This is a genomic window from Clostridium sp. C105KSO13 (genome assembly GCF_001517425.1).
Lineage (GTDB): Bacteria > Bacillota > Clostridia > Lachnospirales > Lachnospiraceae > Muricomes.
In genome coordinates, this window is sequence record NZ_FBWL01000169.1 from 49,120 (window position 1) to 64,829 (window position 15,710).

Consider the following 15,710-nt stretch of genomic DNA (forward strand, 5'->3'; position numbering starts at 1 on the left):
GTAGCTAAGAAAGGGAATAAAGTTATGGAGTTTGAAAAATTACAGGATATTATTGCAGATGTGTTGAACGTTTCGAAAGATGATATTCGTCCAGATACTACATTTGTAGATGATTTGGGAGCAGATTCACTGGATATTTTCCAGATAATCATGGGTATTGAAGAAGAATTTGACATTGAGATTGACAATGACGAAGCTGAGAAAATTGCGACAGTACAGGACGCCGTTGATCAGATAAAAAAGGCTGTAGAATAAATGTTATATTAAAGCGAAAAAGCCCTTTTGGGCTTTTTCATTTTAATGAGAGGAAGTCCCGATCACGGGAACTTTTTTGAAAGGATGAGTGTATGAGTGAAGATTTAAAAAAACTGGAGAAAAAAATAGGATACAAGTTTCAGAACTTTTCTCTTTTGGGACAGGCTATGATGCACAGTTCATATACAAATGAGAAGCATTTGGAGAAATACTACTGTAATGAGAGACTGGAATTTCTGGGAGATGCGGTATTGGAATTAATTTCCAGCGAGTATTTGTATCTGGAATCCCCGAAAGTATCGGAGGGAGAACTGACGAAGACGAGAGCAAGTATGGTGTGTGAACCGGCGCTGGCATTTTGTGCCCGGGATATAAATCTGGGATCCTATCTGCTCCTTGGAAAAGGGGAAGAGGCTACCGGAGGCAGACACAGGGAGTCCATCACATCAGATGCACTGGAAGCTTTAATTGGTGCAATTTATCTGGACGGTGGTTTTACTAATGCAAAAGAGTTCATCCATCGGTTTATATTGACGGATCTGGAAAATAAAAAGCTCTTTTTTGATAGCAAGACCATTTTGCAGGAAATCGTACAGGCGAAGCTAGATGAGGGTATTTCCTATCGTCTTGTAAAGGAAGAGGGGCCGGATCACAATAAGGCTTTCTTTGTAGAAGTTCTGGTTGGAGACCGCAGTCTGGGCCTGGGAAAGGGCAGGACAAAAAAAGCAGCCGAGCAGGAAGCGGCATATAAGGCAATACTGGAGCTGAAAAAAGAAAAGTAGGTGTTATATGTATTTAAAAAGCATTGAAGTACAGGGCTTTAAGTCCTTTGCTCATAAAATTAAGTTTGAATTCCACAATGGAATAACAGGCATAGTGGGACCAAACGGCAGTGGAAAGAGCAATGTGGCAGATGCTGTGCGCTGGGTTCTCGGTGAGCAGCGAGTTAAACAGCTCAGAGGCGGAACTATGCAGGATGTTATTTTTTCGGGAACGGAGAACCGCAAACCTTTAAGCTATGCATCAGTTGCTATTACGCTGGACAATGCAGACCATAAGCTGCCCGTGGAATTTGAAGAGGTTACTGTGACCAGGAAACTCTACCGTTCCGGTGAAAGTGAATATTTAATCAATGGTGCGGGGTGCCGTCTGAAAGATATCAATGAGATGTTTTATGACACCGGAATAGGGAAAGAAGGATATTCTATTATCGGACAGGGCCAGATTGACAAAATCTTAAGTGGAAAACCGGAAGAGCGCAGGGAGCTTTTTGATGAAGCGGCAGGAATTGTAAAGTTTAAGCGCCGCAAGAATCTCTCTGTGAAGAAGCTGGAAGAAGAACGGCTGAACCTGACCCGTGTCAATGATATTCTGGCAGAACTGGAAAAACAGATAGGACCTCTGAAGCGGCAGTCTGAGGCGGCGAAGGAGTATTTAAAGAAAAAAGAAGAGCTTAAAGCGTTCGACATTAACATGTTTTTGCTGGAGACGCAACGCATCAAAGATCAAATAAATAACCTGGAAGGGAAATTTAAAATTGTTTCTGATGAGCTGGAAGAGGCAAATGCCAAATATGCGGATATGAAAACCGAATATGAGGCCATTGAACATGAGGTGGATGAGATAGAGCTCTCCATTGAGAAAGCAAGAAGCCAGTTAAATGAAACCACGCTGCTGAAGCAGCAGTTGGAGGGGCAGATAGATCTTCTGAAAGAACAAATTAACACTATACGGATAAATGACGAGCACTACGACAAGCGTCTTGCCACAATTCGGGTGGAAATTGAGACTAGACAGAATCAAAGGGACAAGCTTGTGGCTGAGCAGGCGACAGCAAAAGCAAAACTGGAGGAGATTTCCAAAAGTAATGCAAAGGCAAAAGAAGAATTGATTCATGTGCAGACAAGAATCGCCTCCGAGACCGCTGAGATTGAGCAAAGCAAGGCAGAAGTTATAGAACTTTTGAATAATCGGGCATCCACCAGAGCAAAAATCCAGCATTATACAACCACTCAGGAGCAGCTAAGTGTCAGAAAGGCAGAGCTGGGGCGGATGATTCTTGAAATGTCCGGGGAGACTGAAAAACAGGCAAGCCTTCTGGCTGAATATGAGAGTGAGCTAAAGCGGATATCATCCGAGATTGCCGTCTATGCTGAAAAAATCAATGAAAATGAAAAGGAAATTGAAAACTTTCAGCAAGAACTGTCAAAAAAACAGGAACAGCTGCGTATTGGGCAGACAGCGTATCATCGGGAGTCTTCCAGACTGGAATCCTTAAAGAACATTACAGAGCGCTACGATGGTTACGGCAACAGCATACGTAAGGTGATGAGTAACAAGGACAGGGAAAAAGGTCTTATAGGTGTTGTGGCCGATATTATTAAGGTAGATAAAGAGTATGAGATTGCTATAGAAACAGCTCTGGGAGGAAGCATACAAAATATTGTCACAGATAATGAGGATACTGCAAAGCGTATGATTGCATATCTGAAGCAGAATAAGTTTGGACGGGCCACATTTCTTCCCTTGACGAGTATGCACGGGGGTGCTGATATTCGGCAGAAAGAGGTTATGAATGAAAAGGGAGTCATCGGTCCCGCGAATAAGCTTGTACATGTGGAACCACAGTTTCAGAGACTGGCAGACCAGCTTCTGGGCAGAACACTTGTAGTAGATCACATTGACAACGGAATCCGAATTGCACGGAAATATAGACAGTCTCTCCGTCTGGTGACACTGGACGGGGAACTCATGAATCCCGGAGGCTCCATGACAGGCGGAGCATTCAAAAGTTCCAGCAATCTTTTAAGCAGACGGCGGGAAATAGAAGAGTTCGAGAAGACTGTGAAGATGCTGAAGAAGGAGATGGATGACTGTGAACAGGCAGTGAAGGAGGTCAAGGTAAAACGGGCTGCATGCTACAGTACAATCGATGAACTGCAGAAAAAGCTGAGAAATGCATCTGTTGTTGAAAATACTGCAAGGATGAACGTGGAGCAGGTACAGGCCAGACAGAGAGAAGTCTCCCGACGCTATGAGAACTGTTTGAAGGAACAGACAGATTTGGGAGGGAGAATGCAGGAGCTTCTTGATAATGAAGATTCTGTTCATATGGAGCTGGAAACTTCCGAGACTCTGGAAAAAGAATTGAACGCTCACATTGAAGAACTGCAGAAGTGTCTGGAGGCTGACAGAGAAAAGGAAGCTATTTCACAGAAACATTCGGAAGAGGTTCACCTTACTTTTGCGGGATTAGAGCAGCATAATACATTTGTTTCAGAAAATATGGAACGTATTCAGGAAGAAATCATAAAGTTTGAAACAGAACTAAAGGATCTGGATACCAATAAGGGAAATGCATCAGAGGAAATTAAGGAAAAGGAAGTAAAAATAAAGGATTTGCGGGATACCATTGAAAATTCAAAAGAACTTTTTGAAGAAATCAATGTAGAGATCAAGAACCAGATGGCACAAAGAGATATACTGAATCAGAAGCATAAAGACTTTCTTGGACAAAGAGAGGAATTGTCCAGACACATGGCAGAGCTGGATAAAGAATGTTACAGATTAAACAGCCAGAAAGAGTCTTATGAAGAAGCGTCAGAAAAGCAGATTAATTATATGTGGGAGGAGTATGAGCTGACTTATAATCATGCTCTGGAACTGCGGAATACAAATCTAATGGATCTTGCATATATCAAGCGGCAGATTCAGGTATTAAAAGGCGAAATACGGAAACTGGGTGATGTAAATGTCAACGCAATCGATGATTATAAAAACATTTCTGAGCGCTATGAGTTTCTAAAAGGGCAGCATGATGACCTTGTGGAGGCTGAAGGTACACTGCTTAAGATTATTGATGAGCTGGATGAGGCCATGAGAAAGCAGTTTGAGGAACAATTTGCTCTAATCTCCAAGGAGTTCGACAGTGTATTCAAACAACTTTTCGGAGGGGGAAAGGGAACCCTGGAACTTATGGAGGACGAGGACATACTGGAAGCGGGAATCAGAATCATTGCACAGCCGCCTGGAAAGAAACTGCAGAATATGATGCAGCTTTCCGGCGGGGAAAAGGCACTGACAGCAATTTCTCTGTTGTTTGCCATCCAGAACCTGAAGCCATCCCCCTTTTGCCTGCTGGATGAAATTGAAGCTGCTCTGGACGATAACAACGTAATGCGGTTTGCGCAATATCTGCACAAACTGACAAAGCATACTCAATTTATTGTTATTACACACAGAAGAGGCACCATGACAGCCGCAGACAGGCTATACGGTATTACAATGCAGGAAAAAGGTGTGTCTACACTCGTCTCCGTGGATTTGCTGGAAGAGGAGCTAGATAAATAATAACGAAACACCCATGTCACTAAGACGTGAAAGGATCCCGTCTAAGTCGATAGGATGTACTTTTCCACGAGGGCCTGAAAAGACCAGGTCCAGGTGGCATAAGCAGGAGGAAGAAGATGGAAGAAAAACAGGGGTTTTTTAAGCGGCTGGTGGCCGGACTGACGAAAACGAGAGATCATATTGTCTCCGGCATGGATAGTGTGTTTTCTGGGTTTTCTAAAATAGATGATGAATTTTATGAGGAGCTGGAAGAAATACTGATCATGGGGGATCTGGGTGTAAAAACCACCATGGAGATTATTGATGATCTGAAGGTAAAGGTGAAAGAACAGCATATTAAAGAACCTATAGAATGCAGGCAGCTTGTGATTGACAGCATTAGGGAGCAAATGAAGACGGGTGATACTGCCTATGAATATGAAAACAGGACATCCGTAGTTTTCGTGATCGGAGTCAATGGAGTCGGAAAAACAACAACCATTGGAAAATTGGCCGGTAAGTTTCATGTGCAGCACAAAAAAGTAATATTGGCTGCAGCCGATACATTCAGGGCAGCGGCGGGAGAACAGCTGAAAGAATGGGCAAACCGTGCGGAAGTTGATATGATCGGAGGACAGGAGGGGGCAGACCCGGCTTCGGTGGTATATGATGCAGTAGCTGCGGCAAAGGCACGAAAAGCAGATATTCTTTTGTGTGATACAGCAGGGCGGCTGCACAACAAAAAGAACCTTATGGAAGAATTGCGTAAAATCAACCGTGTCATTGAAAGAGAATATCCCGAAGCCTACAAAGAGACTCTTGTAGTATTGGATGCAACTACCGGGCAGAATGCGCTGGCACAGGCAAAAGAGTTCAATGATGTGGCAGATATCACAGGAGTTATCCTGACAAAAATGGACGGCACCGCAAAGGGCGGCATTGCCGTGGCGATACAGTCGGAGCTGGGACTTCCGGTCAAATATATCGGTGTCGGAGAGGCAATTGACGATTTGCAGAAGTTTGATGCAGAAGAGTTTGTAAACGCATTATTCTATAGTAGTGGAATCGAGGAAGAATAGCAAAAGAAGAAAGAAGGGGTAAAATGCTGACATTAGAAAAATTTGAAGAAGCCAGTGAAATTGTAAAACAAGTGACCAATCCCACCAAGCTGATATTCAGTGATTATCTCAGTGATATGTATGGAGCAAAGGTGTACTTAAAGCCGGAGAACATGCAGCATACCGGAGCTTACAAACTTCGCGGCGCATATTACAAAATCAGTACACTGACTGAAGAAGAACGGGCAAAGGGATTGATTACCGCATCAGCCGGAAATCACGCGCAGGGTGTGGCATATGCGGCTCAAAAGTTTGGATGCAAAGCAACTATTGTCATGCCTACGGTGACGCCGCTCATAAAAGTGAACCGTACCAAGAGTTATGGGGCCGAGGTAATTCTTTATGGGGATGTGTATGATGACTCCTGTGCCTATGCATATAAGCTTGCCGAGAAACATGGATATACTTTTGTACACCCCTTTGACGACTTGGATGTAGCTACCGGGCAGGGAACCATTGCTATGGAGATTGTGCAGGAGCTTCCTACTGTGGATTACATTCTGGCACCAATCGGCGGAGGCGGACTTATCACCGGGGTTGCTACTCTGGCAAAGATGCTGAATCCGACAATAAAAGTAATCGGTGTGGAACCTACGGAGGCAGCCAGCATGAGTGCGGCTTTGAAGGCAAACAAGGTAGTGAAACTTGAGAGTGCCAATACGATAGCGGACGGTACTGCAGTAAAAGCAGTGGGAGCTCAGAATCTCCCTTATGTGCAGGAGAATGTGGATGATATTATTTTAGTGGATGACGACGAACTTATCGGTGCCTTTCTGGATATGGTAGAGAACCACAAAATGATCGTTGAAAATTCAGGACTTCTTTCTGTTGCAGCTTTAAAGCAGCTGAACTGTACAGGGAAGAAGGTAGTGTGTATCTTAAGCGGCGGAAATATGGATGTTATTACTATGTCCTCGGTTGTGCAGCATGGGTTGATAAAAAGGGATCGTATCTTCTCTGTATCGGTACTTTTACCAGATAAACCGGGCGAACTGGTAAGCGTTGCTTCAACCATTGCCGATGCTCAGGGCAATGTTATTAAGCTGGAGCACAATCAGTTTGTAAGTACAAACAGGAATGCGGCAGTGGAATTGAGAATCACAATGGAAGCATTTGGAACGGAGCACAAACATCAGATTATGGAGGCATTGGAGAAGAAAGGGTTCCGGCCTAAACTAATCAGTGCAAAATTATATTGACGATAAAATAAAAGATAAAAAACTCCTCAGCTTCAGAAAGAGACCTGAAATTGAGGAGTTTTTATTTTTAACGGCTCATGTGTTTCCTTTCCAAAAGAGCATGTATCTTATCGGTGGGATTCATAACTGCACCGATACTTGTATCATGATTTAGAGAGTCAATGATCAGGGCCAGGAACTTACTCATGTCCGCTTTTACAAAATACGGTTTTTCATATAATGTGGGAGGAAGGTAGGTGAGATTCGTTGTCACAACCCGGTCTATATATCCTTTTTCGTAATATTCATCGAATTTGTTAAAACCATCCGTGAATAGTCCGAAAGTGGTACATACGAAGACCCGCTTCACATGGAATTCTTTGAGCTGTCTGGCAACATCCAGCATGCTCTCACCGGAAGAAATCATATCATCTACGATGATTACATCCTTACCTTCTACATTATCACCCAGAAATTCATGGGCTACGATAGGGTTTTTGCCATTCACTACAGTGGAGTAGTCCCGACGCTTGTAGAACATACCCATGTCCACACCGAGAACGTTAGAAAAGTAAACAGCCCGGTGCATGGCACCTTCGTCAGGGCTGACAATCATTAAATGATCTTTATCTACTTTTAAATCCGGCACTGCACGGAACAAGGCTTTCATGAACTGGTAGGGCGGATTGAAGCTGTCAAATCCACTTAAGGGAATTGCATTCTGGACTCTCGGATCATGTGCATCGAAGGTGAGGATATTCGCAACGCCCATGTCTTTTAATTCTTCCAGCGCCAGTGCACAATCCAGAGATTCTCTCTTGGTACGCTTGTGCTGGCGGCTTTCGTACAGAAAAGGCATGATAACGTTGATGCGCCGAGCTTTACCTGTGGCAGCGGAGATGATACGTTTGAGATCCTGATAATGGTCATCAGGTGACATATGGTTGGTATGTCCATTCAGAGAATAGGTTAAACTATAATTACACACATCCGTCATAACGAACAAATCTGTTCCACGGATTGTCTCTTTGAGAATTCCCTTTCCCTCACCGGAACCAAACCTGGGACAACTGCAGTCCACCAGATAATTTCTGGACTCGTAGTTAACGTAAAGAGGGGAAGGGGACTTAATTTCACATATTGTATTTTCACGGAAAGATACAATATAGTCATTGACCTTCTCACCCAGAGCCCTGCAGCTTTCCATGGCTATGATTTTCAGTGGGGCGACAGGAAGAGTGTTTTCTAATAAATTGATGTTTGACATGTTTTTCTCCTATGTTTAACGAAGTTTGAGCAGCTGGAAACTTCAGTTCTTTTACACATATGGTTATATCATTTTTCCAGAATAAATTCAAGTATGCGATTGCAGGACCTGAAAAATCTCTACCATTTTAATTGGAAATATGGTAAACTTGGAAAGTAATGAATGAATAATATTGAAATAAATTGAGATTTGAGAAGATAGAAAGGCAGCAGATAAATATGAGTAAACCAGTAGTAGCGATTGTAGGAAGGCCAAATGTCGGTAAATCTACATTATTCAATGCCCTGGCAGGTGAGATGATTTCTATTGTAAAGGATACACCGGGCATCACACGTGACAGGATATATGCGGATGTAAATTGGCTGGACAAGGATTTTACCATGATTGATACCGGCGGAATCGAGCCGGACAGTAAGGATGTTATTCTTTCCCAGATGAGAGATCAGGCACAAATTGCCATTGATACGGCGGATGTAATTCTTTTCATCACAGATGTAAAACAAGGGCTGGTGGATTCTGATTCCAAGGTGGCAGATATGCTGCGGAGATCCAGAAAGCCTGTTGTTCTTGTAGTAAATAAAGTAGACAATTTTGCAAAAACGATGCCGGATATATATGAATTTTACAACCTTGGAATCGGTGATCCGGTTCCGATTTCAGCAGCATCCCGGCTCGGACTTGGGGATATGCTGGACGTAGTGACAGGGTATTTTCCTGAGAGGGCCGGTGAAGAGGAAGAGGATGACAGGCCCCGGATTGCAATTGTAGGAAAGCCAAATGTGGGAAAATCTTCTATTATCAATAAATTGCTGGGGGAGAACCGAGTGATTGTTTCCGATGTGGCAGGGACAACCAGGGATGCGATTGATACAGAGATTGTGCACGGTGGAAGGGAGTATATTTTCATTGACACGGCCGGACTGCGCAGGAAAAGCAGGATTAAAGAAGAACTGGAACGTTACAGTATTATCAGAACCGTAGCGGCAGTGGAACGTGCAGACGTGGTTCTGCTGATTATTGATGCTGTGGAGGGTGTGACGGAACAGGATGCAAAGATCGCCGGAATTGCACATGAGCGCGGCAAAGGGATTTTGATTGTCGTAAATAAATGGGATGCTATTGAGAAGCATGATAAAACCATGAAAGAATATGAAAATAAGATCCGCCAGGTTCTGTCTTATCTGTCTTATGCAGAGATTATGTTTGTCTCAGCTCATACAGGACAACGCCTGTCTAAGCTTTATGAGAGAATCGATATAATCATTGAGAACCAGACACTGCGGGTGGCTACCGGTGTGCTCAATGAGATCCTGTCGGAAGCTGTTGCCATGCAGCAGCCCCCCTCTGATAAGGGAAAACGACTAAAATTATACTATATCACACAGGTGTCTGTAAAACCGCCTACGTTCGTTATCTTTGTAAACGACAAGGCATTGATGCATTTTTCTTATACCAGATATCTGGAAAATAAAATTCGGGAGGCTTTTGGCTTTCGAGGGACATCATTGAAATTTTTCATCAGGGAGAGAAAGGAAAAGGAGCAGTAGTTATGGAACGGGTCATTTGTATTCTGATTGGGTATGCCTGTGGCCTTTTGCAGACAGGGTATCTTGTGGGAAAACTAAATCATATTGATATCAGAAAAGCAGGGAGCGGTAATGCAGGCTCTACCAATGCAGTGCGTGTGATGGGGTGGAAGGCCGGGTTTCTTACATTTGCAGGAGATGTGCTGAAGTGTGTGGCAGCAATTTTTATTGTGCGTTACATGTATGAAGACAGCAATCTTTTGCCTCTGCTGTGTATGTACGCAGGCATTGGCACCACTCTGGGGCATAACTTTCCGTTTTATCTTCATTTTAAAGGAGGAAAAGGAATCGCTGTGCTGGCCGGACTTGTATTATCCTTTAACCCGTTGATGGTGCCCATACCGCTGGCAGCATTTTTGATAGCAGCGATTTTTACAAGGTTTGTATCGTTGGGATCTCTGCTGGCCTCCTCTACATTTTTTCTGGAGGTGCTTGTGTTTGGAGCCCTGGGAGAATTTAATATGACGGTTCCCTATCGGTATGAGCTTTACATAGTAGTTTTATTACTAACTATTCTGGCATGGTTCAGACATAAAGAAAACATCAAGCGTCTTCTTGCAGGTACGGAAAATAAATTTGGTTCAGACAGCAAGAAAACGGACAAGTAAATAGAAAAAGGGAGGAATATCATGGCAAATGTAAGTGTGTTGGGAGCCGGAAGCTGGGGAACAGCGCTGTCTCTTTTGCTTCACAACAATGGACATCAGGTTACGGTCTGGTCTATCAGCGAGGAAGAGGTGAAGATGCTCTCTGAAAAAAGAGAGTACGAGGCAAAACTCCCCGGAGTGAGACTGCCTCGGGAGCTAATCTTTACGAGTAATCTGGAAGAGGCACTCACGGGCAGAGATTTTCTTGTGCTGGCAGTGCCGTCACCGTTTACAAGAGAGACTGCGAGAAAGATGAGCCCCTATATAAAAGAAGGACAGATAATTGTAGATGTTGCGAAAGGCATTGAGGAGACAACTCTGATGACCCTTTCTCAACAGATTAAACAAGAGATACCGCAGGCAGATGTGGCAGTTCTGTCAGGTCCAACTCATGCGGAAGAAGTGGGAAGAGGACTGCCTACTACCTGTGTCATCGGAGCAAAGACGGAGAAGACTGCAAAATACCTGCAGGATATGTTTATCAGCCGTGTATTCCGTGTGTATACAAGCCCGGACATGTTAGGGATAGAGCTGGGCGGCTCATTGAAGAATGTGATTGCACTGGCAGCCGGAATTGCCGATGGGATGGGCTATGGAGATAACACGAAAGCGGCATTGATCACTAGAGGAATTGCAGAGATAGCAAGGCTTGGAGTGAAAATGGGGGGCAAAATCGAAACATTTACCGGACTTTCCGGAATCGGAGATTTAATTGTTACATGCGCCAGCGTGCACAGCCGGAACAGAAAGGCCGGTTATCTTATGGGACAGGGAAAAACCATGTCAGAAGCCATGAAAGAAGTGAACATGGTGGTGGAAGGAGTCTATTCCGCAAAAGCTGCCGCCAAACTGGCAGAGAAATATCAGGTTCCCATGCCCATTGTAGAGCAAGTCAATAAAGTCCTGTTTGAAGGAAAAAACCCTGCAGAGGCAGTAGATGAACTAATGCTCCGCGAGGTGAAGAGTGAACATTAAACACCAGGAATAATCCCCCTTTTCTGTGCATACATTGGTATAAGCAGAACAAGGGGGTATTTCTATGGATTCATTTCAATTATACAATGATATGAAAGCAAGAACAAACGGAGAGATTTATATTGGAGTGGTGGGCCCGGTTCGGACAGGCAAGTCAACTTTTATTAAAAGGTTTATGGATCTGCTTGTACTGCCCAATATGACAGATGAACATGCAAAAGAAAGAACTAAGGATGAACTGCCACAGTCTGCATCCGGCACAACCATTATGACAACAGAGCCCAAATTTGTCCCCAAGGAGGCCGCTACTATAAAATTATCGGATGATGCACAGGTAAAGGTGCGGCTGATTGACTGTGTGGGGTATATGGTGGACGGTGCTTCCGGTCACATTGAAAATGATATGGAGCGCCAGGTCAAGACACCCTGGTTTGAGTATGAGATTCCATTTACTAAGGCAGCAGCTATAGGAACTCAAAAGGTAATACACGACCACGCGACAATCGGAATCGTGGTCACTACAGATGGAAGTATCGGGGATCTGCCAAGGGAGAATTTCATACCGGCAGAAGAAAAAACGATTAAAGAGCTTCAGTCTATCGGCAAACCTTTTATCATTCTTTTGAATACCCAGAAACCACATGGGGATGGTGCAAAAGAGCTGCAGGCGGAAATGGAAGAAAAATATGGGGTTTCTGTACTGCCGGTAAACTGTGAGCAGCTTAGAACAGAGGATATTCACAATATTATGGCACAAGTGTTGTACGAATTTCCTATATCTGAAGTGGAGTTTTATATTCCCAAATGGGTGGAAATGCTGTCAAAAGACCATCGGATTAAGAAGGATCTGCTGCAAAATGTAAGAGTGATTATGGATGAAATGAAAGATATGCGCAGCACCGCCGGCGGGGCTCCTCAGACGGAAAGTCCTTACATAGAGAAGGCTAGTGTAGAAAAAATCGAGATGGATACCGGGAAGGTGAAAATCAAGATAGATTTAGCGGACCAGTATTATTATGAGGTACTCAGTGAACTGACAGGTACAGATATTAAAGGCGAATATGAGTTAATATCTGCCATGAAAGAGCTGGCAGCAATGAAAGAAGAATATACGCAGATAAAAGACGCATTTGCCGATGTGAAAATGAAAGGCTACGGAATGGTGAGTCCGAAGAAAGAGGAAATTGTACTAAATGAACCACAGATTATTAAGCAGGGTAACAAATACGGCGTGAAAATCCATTCTGAGGCACCTTCTATTCACATGATAAGGGCAAATATTGAGACAGAGATCGCGCCTATTGTAGGTAATGAAAAACAGGCCCAGGACCTGGTGGAGTACTTAAAGGCTGAGAGTGAAACACCGGATGGAGTATGGGGAACCAATATATTTGGAAAATCCGTTGAAGATCTGGTGATGGACGGAATGCATAATAAGCTGACAATGATCAATGATGAAAGTCAGGTAAAGCTCCAGGATACTATGCAGAAAGTAGTAAACGACAGTAACGGCGGACTGGTGTGCATTATCATTTAGACGATCTATATGACTACTTATGGAGAGAGCAGATATGCTCTCTCTAATGAATTGTTATGGGGTATTCTCCATGTCGGCTTCTAATAGTTCGGTAATAAGCTGGGCAAGGCTTTTATCCAGAGCTTTCGCATAACTTCTGTATATTTCGCGTTTACCTTTTGGAACCCGTATATTTATTTGATCATAGTTTACTTTTAAATATCGTTGCGTGGCTCTGTTCTGTGACTTAGTGTATTTAGCACCCATGAAATCACCTCTTGATTTTTGATAGAGATTTGTATATACTATTTATATACAAAGGGTGGTGCTAAGTTGTGCCCCTTGTGAGTAATTGCTAAGGCAAAGATAACCGCTTAGATTCTCAGGTCTAGGGGCGGTTATTTTTTGTTTTTATGACTTATCTTGTAAACAAGACCTATTATAGAAACAGTAAGGATCCCCAATTGAAACAGGGTATCATATGTAACATACTGCATAGGCATCATCCCCTTTCTCAAAGGGTCAACCGTTCCCGCAATTGTACATTATCATATCCATATATTACCAGCAATATACAAATGTCAAGCAAATCTATGATTTATATGGACGGCGGCAGAAGCTTTTTGGGTCTACTAATCTTTAAAAAGATGTGATACAATTTCTATATCGTACAATTGTTGATATGAGGAGGCAATATGAGCAGACAATATGCAAAGTTGATGAAGTGTTATGAATATTACCGGTCTGTAACAGACTTTAAACCCCGTGTGGGATTGATTCTTGGGTCGGGGCTGGGAAATTACGCCAGGAATATGAAGGTTGAGCACGAGATTCCTTATGGGGACATTCCTGGATTTCCTGTATCTACTGTGGAAGGGCATGACGGCAGGTTTCTGCTTGGATATATCGGTGATGTTCCGGCGGTTGTAATGAAAGGCCGGGTTCATTATTACGAAGGGTACAGCATGGAAGATGTAGTACTTCCCACCAGGTTGATGAAGATGATGGGAATTGAGACCCTGTTACTTACAAATGCATCGGGAGGAATCAATAGGAATTTTCAGGCAGGAGATTTCATGCTGATTACTGACCAGATATCCAATTTCGTACCGTCACCTCTGCTTGGGGAAAATGTGTCAGAGTTAGGCACCCGGTTCCCAGATATGACTCATATTTATGATGAGAAGTGGCTGGAATTAGCCCGTACAGTGGCAAAAGAAGAGAACATAGTAATTCATGAGGGTGTGTACCTGCAGACCACAGGTCCTAATTTTGAAAGCCCTGCCGAAATCAGAATGTTTGGCGCGCTAGGTGCGGATGCTGTGGGAATGAGCACCGCCTGCGAGGCTATTGCTGCCCGCCATGAAGATGTGCGCGTGTGCGGAATTTCCTGTGTATCAAATATGGCCTCGGGTATTGCAGAAGAAGAACTGAGCCATCTGGATGTTCAGGCCGTGGCTGATAAGCGCGGAGAAGAATTTGAACGTCTGGTGACGCGGATCATCGAACAAATGTAAAAATACCAAAAGGGAAGGTAGTTAAGATGAACATTCGAATTTATAATGTAAGAATTTTGACAATGGAGGCAGAAAAAGAAATTTTTGACGGTGAAGTGTGGGTGCAAGGAGATACCATTGCCTATGCCGGCCCTCAGGTGCCGGATACAAGGGAAATATGGGATAAAGAAATAGACGGTCAGGGAAATCTTCTGATGCCCGGCTTTAAAGATGCCCACACTCATTCTGCCATGACATTCCTGCGCTCTCACGCAGATGATATGAAGCTGGATGAGTGGCTGAATAGGAGAGTATTTCCTGCGGAGGCAAAGCTGACAGGTGAAGATATCTACTGGCTGAATAAACTGGCGATTATGGAATATCTGACAAGTGGTATTACATCTGTTTTTAATATGTACCTGGACAAACCTGTGGAAGAGAAGGTTGCAGAAGAAACCGGTTTCCGCACGGTTATCTGTGAGAGTATCAATAATTTCGGAGGCACACTTGAGCAGGTAGAGGAGGATTATAAACGTTACAGCCAAGATCCAGACAAGCTGATATCCTATCAGTTGGGATTTCATGCAGAATATACCACAAGCAGAGAACTGATGGAGGGACTTGCGGCACTTTCAGAGAAATATCAGATTCCGGTTTATACGCATTGTTCTGAAACCAAAAAGGAAGTGGAGGACTGCAGGAGCAGAACAGGCATGACCCCTATTGCATACCTGGATTCCCTGGGGCTTTTTAAGTATGGCGGCGGCTTGTTCCATGGTGTTCACCTGGATGAAGCAGATTTTAACATTGTAAAATCAAGAGGCCTCTATATTGTAACCAACCCCGCCTCAAATCTGAAACTTGCAAGCGGTATAGCTCCAATAAAAAGATATCTGGATATGGGAATACCTGTTGCTATTGGAACTGACGGACCGGCAAGTAACAATTGCCTGGATATGTTCCGGGAGATGTTTTTGACGACAGGTCTGCAAAAGGCAGTGTGTGACGATCCGGAGGCTGTTCCCGCTATGGAAGTTCTTAAAATGGCAACAGTAAATGGGGCACATGCGATGGGACTCCCGGAATGTGACATTATTGCAGTGGGAAAGAAAGCGGATGTGATTTTGATAGATTTACAGCAGCCCAATATGCAGCCGATTCAGAATATAGAGAAGAACCTAGTCTACAGCGGCAGCAAGCAGAATATAAAAATGACCATGGTAGGCGGAAAAATTCTTTATCAGGACGGAGACTACTATCTGGATTCTTCGAAAGAAGAGATATTTGCCAAAGCAAACGAATCGGCACGGCGCATTTTAGGGTAGCTGTAAGAAATAAAGACA

General features: G+C 43.6%; 13 protein-coding genes. 11 read left to right on the top strand and 2 right to left on the bottom strand.

The features are described from left to right. Positions 1 to 24: 24 nt before the first annotated feature. The 5 genes from acpP (at position 25) to ilvA (ending at position 6,901) form a co-directional block, all read left to right on the top strand. Positions 25 to 255 (top strand): acyl carrier protein, encoded by a 231-nt coding sequence (gene acpP, locus BN3456_RS11310; protein WP_089984247.1) that lies wholly within the window; start codon positions 25 to 27, stop codon positions 253 to 255. A gap of 92 nt (positions 256 to 347) precedes the next feature. Continuing rightward, positions 348 to 1,037, top strand: a complete 690-nt coding sequence (rnc, locus tag BN3456_RS11315; protein ID WP_089984248.1) for a ribonuclease III — start codon at positions 348 to 350, stop codon at positions 1,035 to 1,037. Between the two features lie 7 nt (positions 1,038 to 1,044). Further along, positions 1,045 to 4,605: a chromosome segregation protein SMC gene (gene smc / locus BN3456_RS11320; RefSeq protein WP_089984249.1), complete on the top strand. Its 3,561-nt coding sequence runs from the start codon at positions 1,045 to 1,047 to the stop codon at positions 4,603 to 4,605. Positions 4,606 to 4,721: 116 nt separating this feature from the next. Next, positions 4,722 to 5,663, top strand: coding sequence for a signal recognition particle-docking protein FtsY (ftsY, locus tag BN3456_RS11325; RefSeq protein ID WP_089984250.1), 942 nt, complete (start codon positions 4,722 to 4,724; stop codon positions 5,661 to 5,663). 23 nt (positions 5,664 to 5,686) lie between these two features. Further along, on the top strand, positions 5,687 to 6,901 hold the full coding sequence (gene ilvA, locus BN3456_RS11330) for a threonine ammonia-lyase (RefSeq protein ID WP_089984251.1): 1,215 nt from the start codon (positions 5,687 to 5,689) through the stop codon (positions 6,899 to 6,901). 67 nt (positions 6,902 to 6,968) lie between these two features. Here the strand turns inward: ilvA and BN3456_RS11335 are convergent, their stop codons facing one another. Next, positions 6,969 to 8,147: a ribose-phosphate pyrophosphokinase gene (locus BN3456_RS11335; protein WP_089984252.1), complete on the bottom strand. Its 1,179-nt coding sequence runs from the start codon at positions 8,145 to 8,147 to the stop codon at positions 6,969 to 6,971. A 218-nt stretch (positions 8,148 to 8,365) separates the two neighbouring features. Between BN3456_RS11335 and der the strand changes: the two genes are divergently transcribed. From der to spoIVA, 4 genes are all read left to right on the top strand, one after another. Further along, positions 8,366 to 9,694, top strand: coding sequence for a ribosome biogenesis GTPase Der (gene der / locus BN3456_RS11340; protein ID WP_089984253.1), 1,329 nt, complete (start codon positions 8,366 to 8,368; stop codon positions 9,692 to 9,694). Positions 9,695 to 9,696: 2 nt separating this feature from the next. Next, positions 9,697 to 10,341: a glycerol-3-phosphate 1-O-acyltransferase PlsY gene (gene plsY / locus BN3456_RS11345; RefSeq protein WP_089984254.1), complete on the top strand. Its 645-nt coding sequence runs from the start codon at positions 9,697 to 9,699 to the stop codon at positions 10,339 to 10,341. 21 nt (positions 10,342 to 10,362) lie between these two features. Continuing rightward, entirely contained in the window at positions 10,363 to 11,355 is a 993-nt protein-coding gene (locus tag BN3456_RS11350; protein WP_089984255.1) for an NAD(P)H-dependent glycerol-3-phosphate dehydrogenase, read from the top strand. Positions 11,356 to 11,419: 64 nt separating this feature from the next. Next, positions 11,420 to 12,892 carry a stage IV sporulation protein A gene (gene spoIVA / locus BN3456_RS11355; protein ID WP_089984256.1) on the top strand — a complete coding sequence of 491 codons (1,473 nt, stop codon included), beginning with the start codon at positions 11,420 to 11,422 and terminating at the stop codon, positions 12,890 to 12,892. A gap of 54 nt (positions 12,893 to 12,946) precedes the next feature. Here spoIVA and BN3456_RS11360 read toward each other — a convergent pair whose 3' ends face one another. Beyond that, positions 12,947 to 13,138, bottom strand: a complete 192-nt coding sequence (locus tag BN3456_RS11360; protein WP_089984257.1) for a hypothetical protein — start codon at positions 13,136 to 13,138, stop codon at positions 12,947 to 12,949. 428 nt (positions 13,139 to 13,566) lie between these two features. Between BN3456_RS11360 and BN3456_RS11365 the strand changes: the two genes are divergently transcribed. Together BN3456_RS11365 and BN3456_RS11370 are read left to right on the top strand one after the other, a co-directional pair. Next, complete coding sequence (locus tag BN3456_RS11365) at positions 13,567 to 14,388, top strand: purine-nucleoside phosphorylase (RefSeq protein ID WP_089984258.1); 822 nt, start codon at positions 13,567 to 13,569, stop codon at positions 14,386 to 14,388. Between the two features lie 26 nt (positions 14,389 to 14,414). Next, the gene (locus tag BN3456_RS11370) at positions 14,415 to 15,692 is read left to right on the top strand and encodes an amidohydrolase (protein WP_089984259.1); all 1,278 of its coding nucleotides are present in this window, start codon (positions 14,415 to 14,417) and stop codon (positions 15,690 to 15,692) included. Positions 15,693 to 15,710 lie beyond the last annotated feature (18 nt).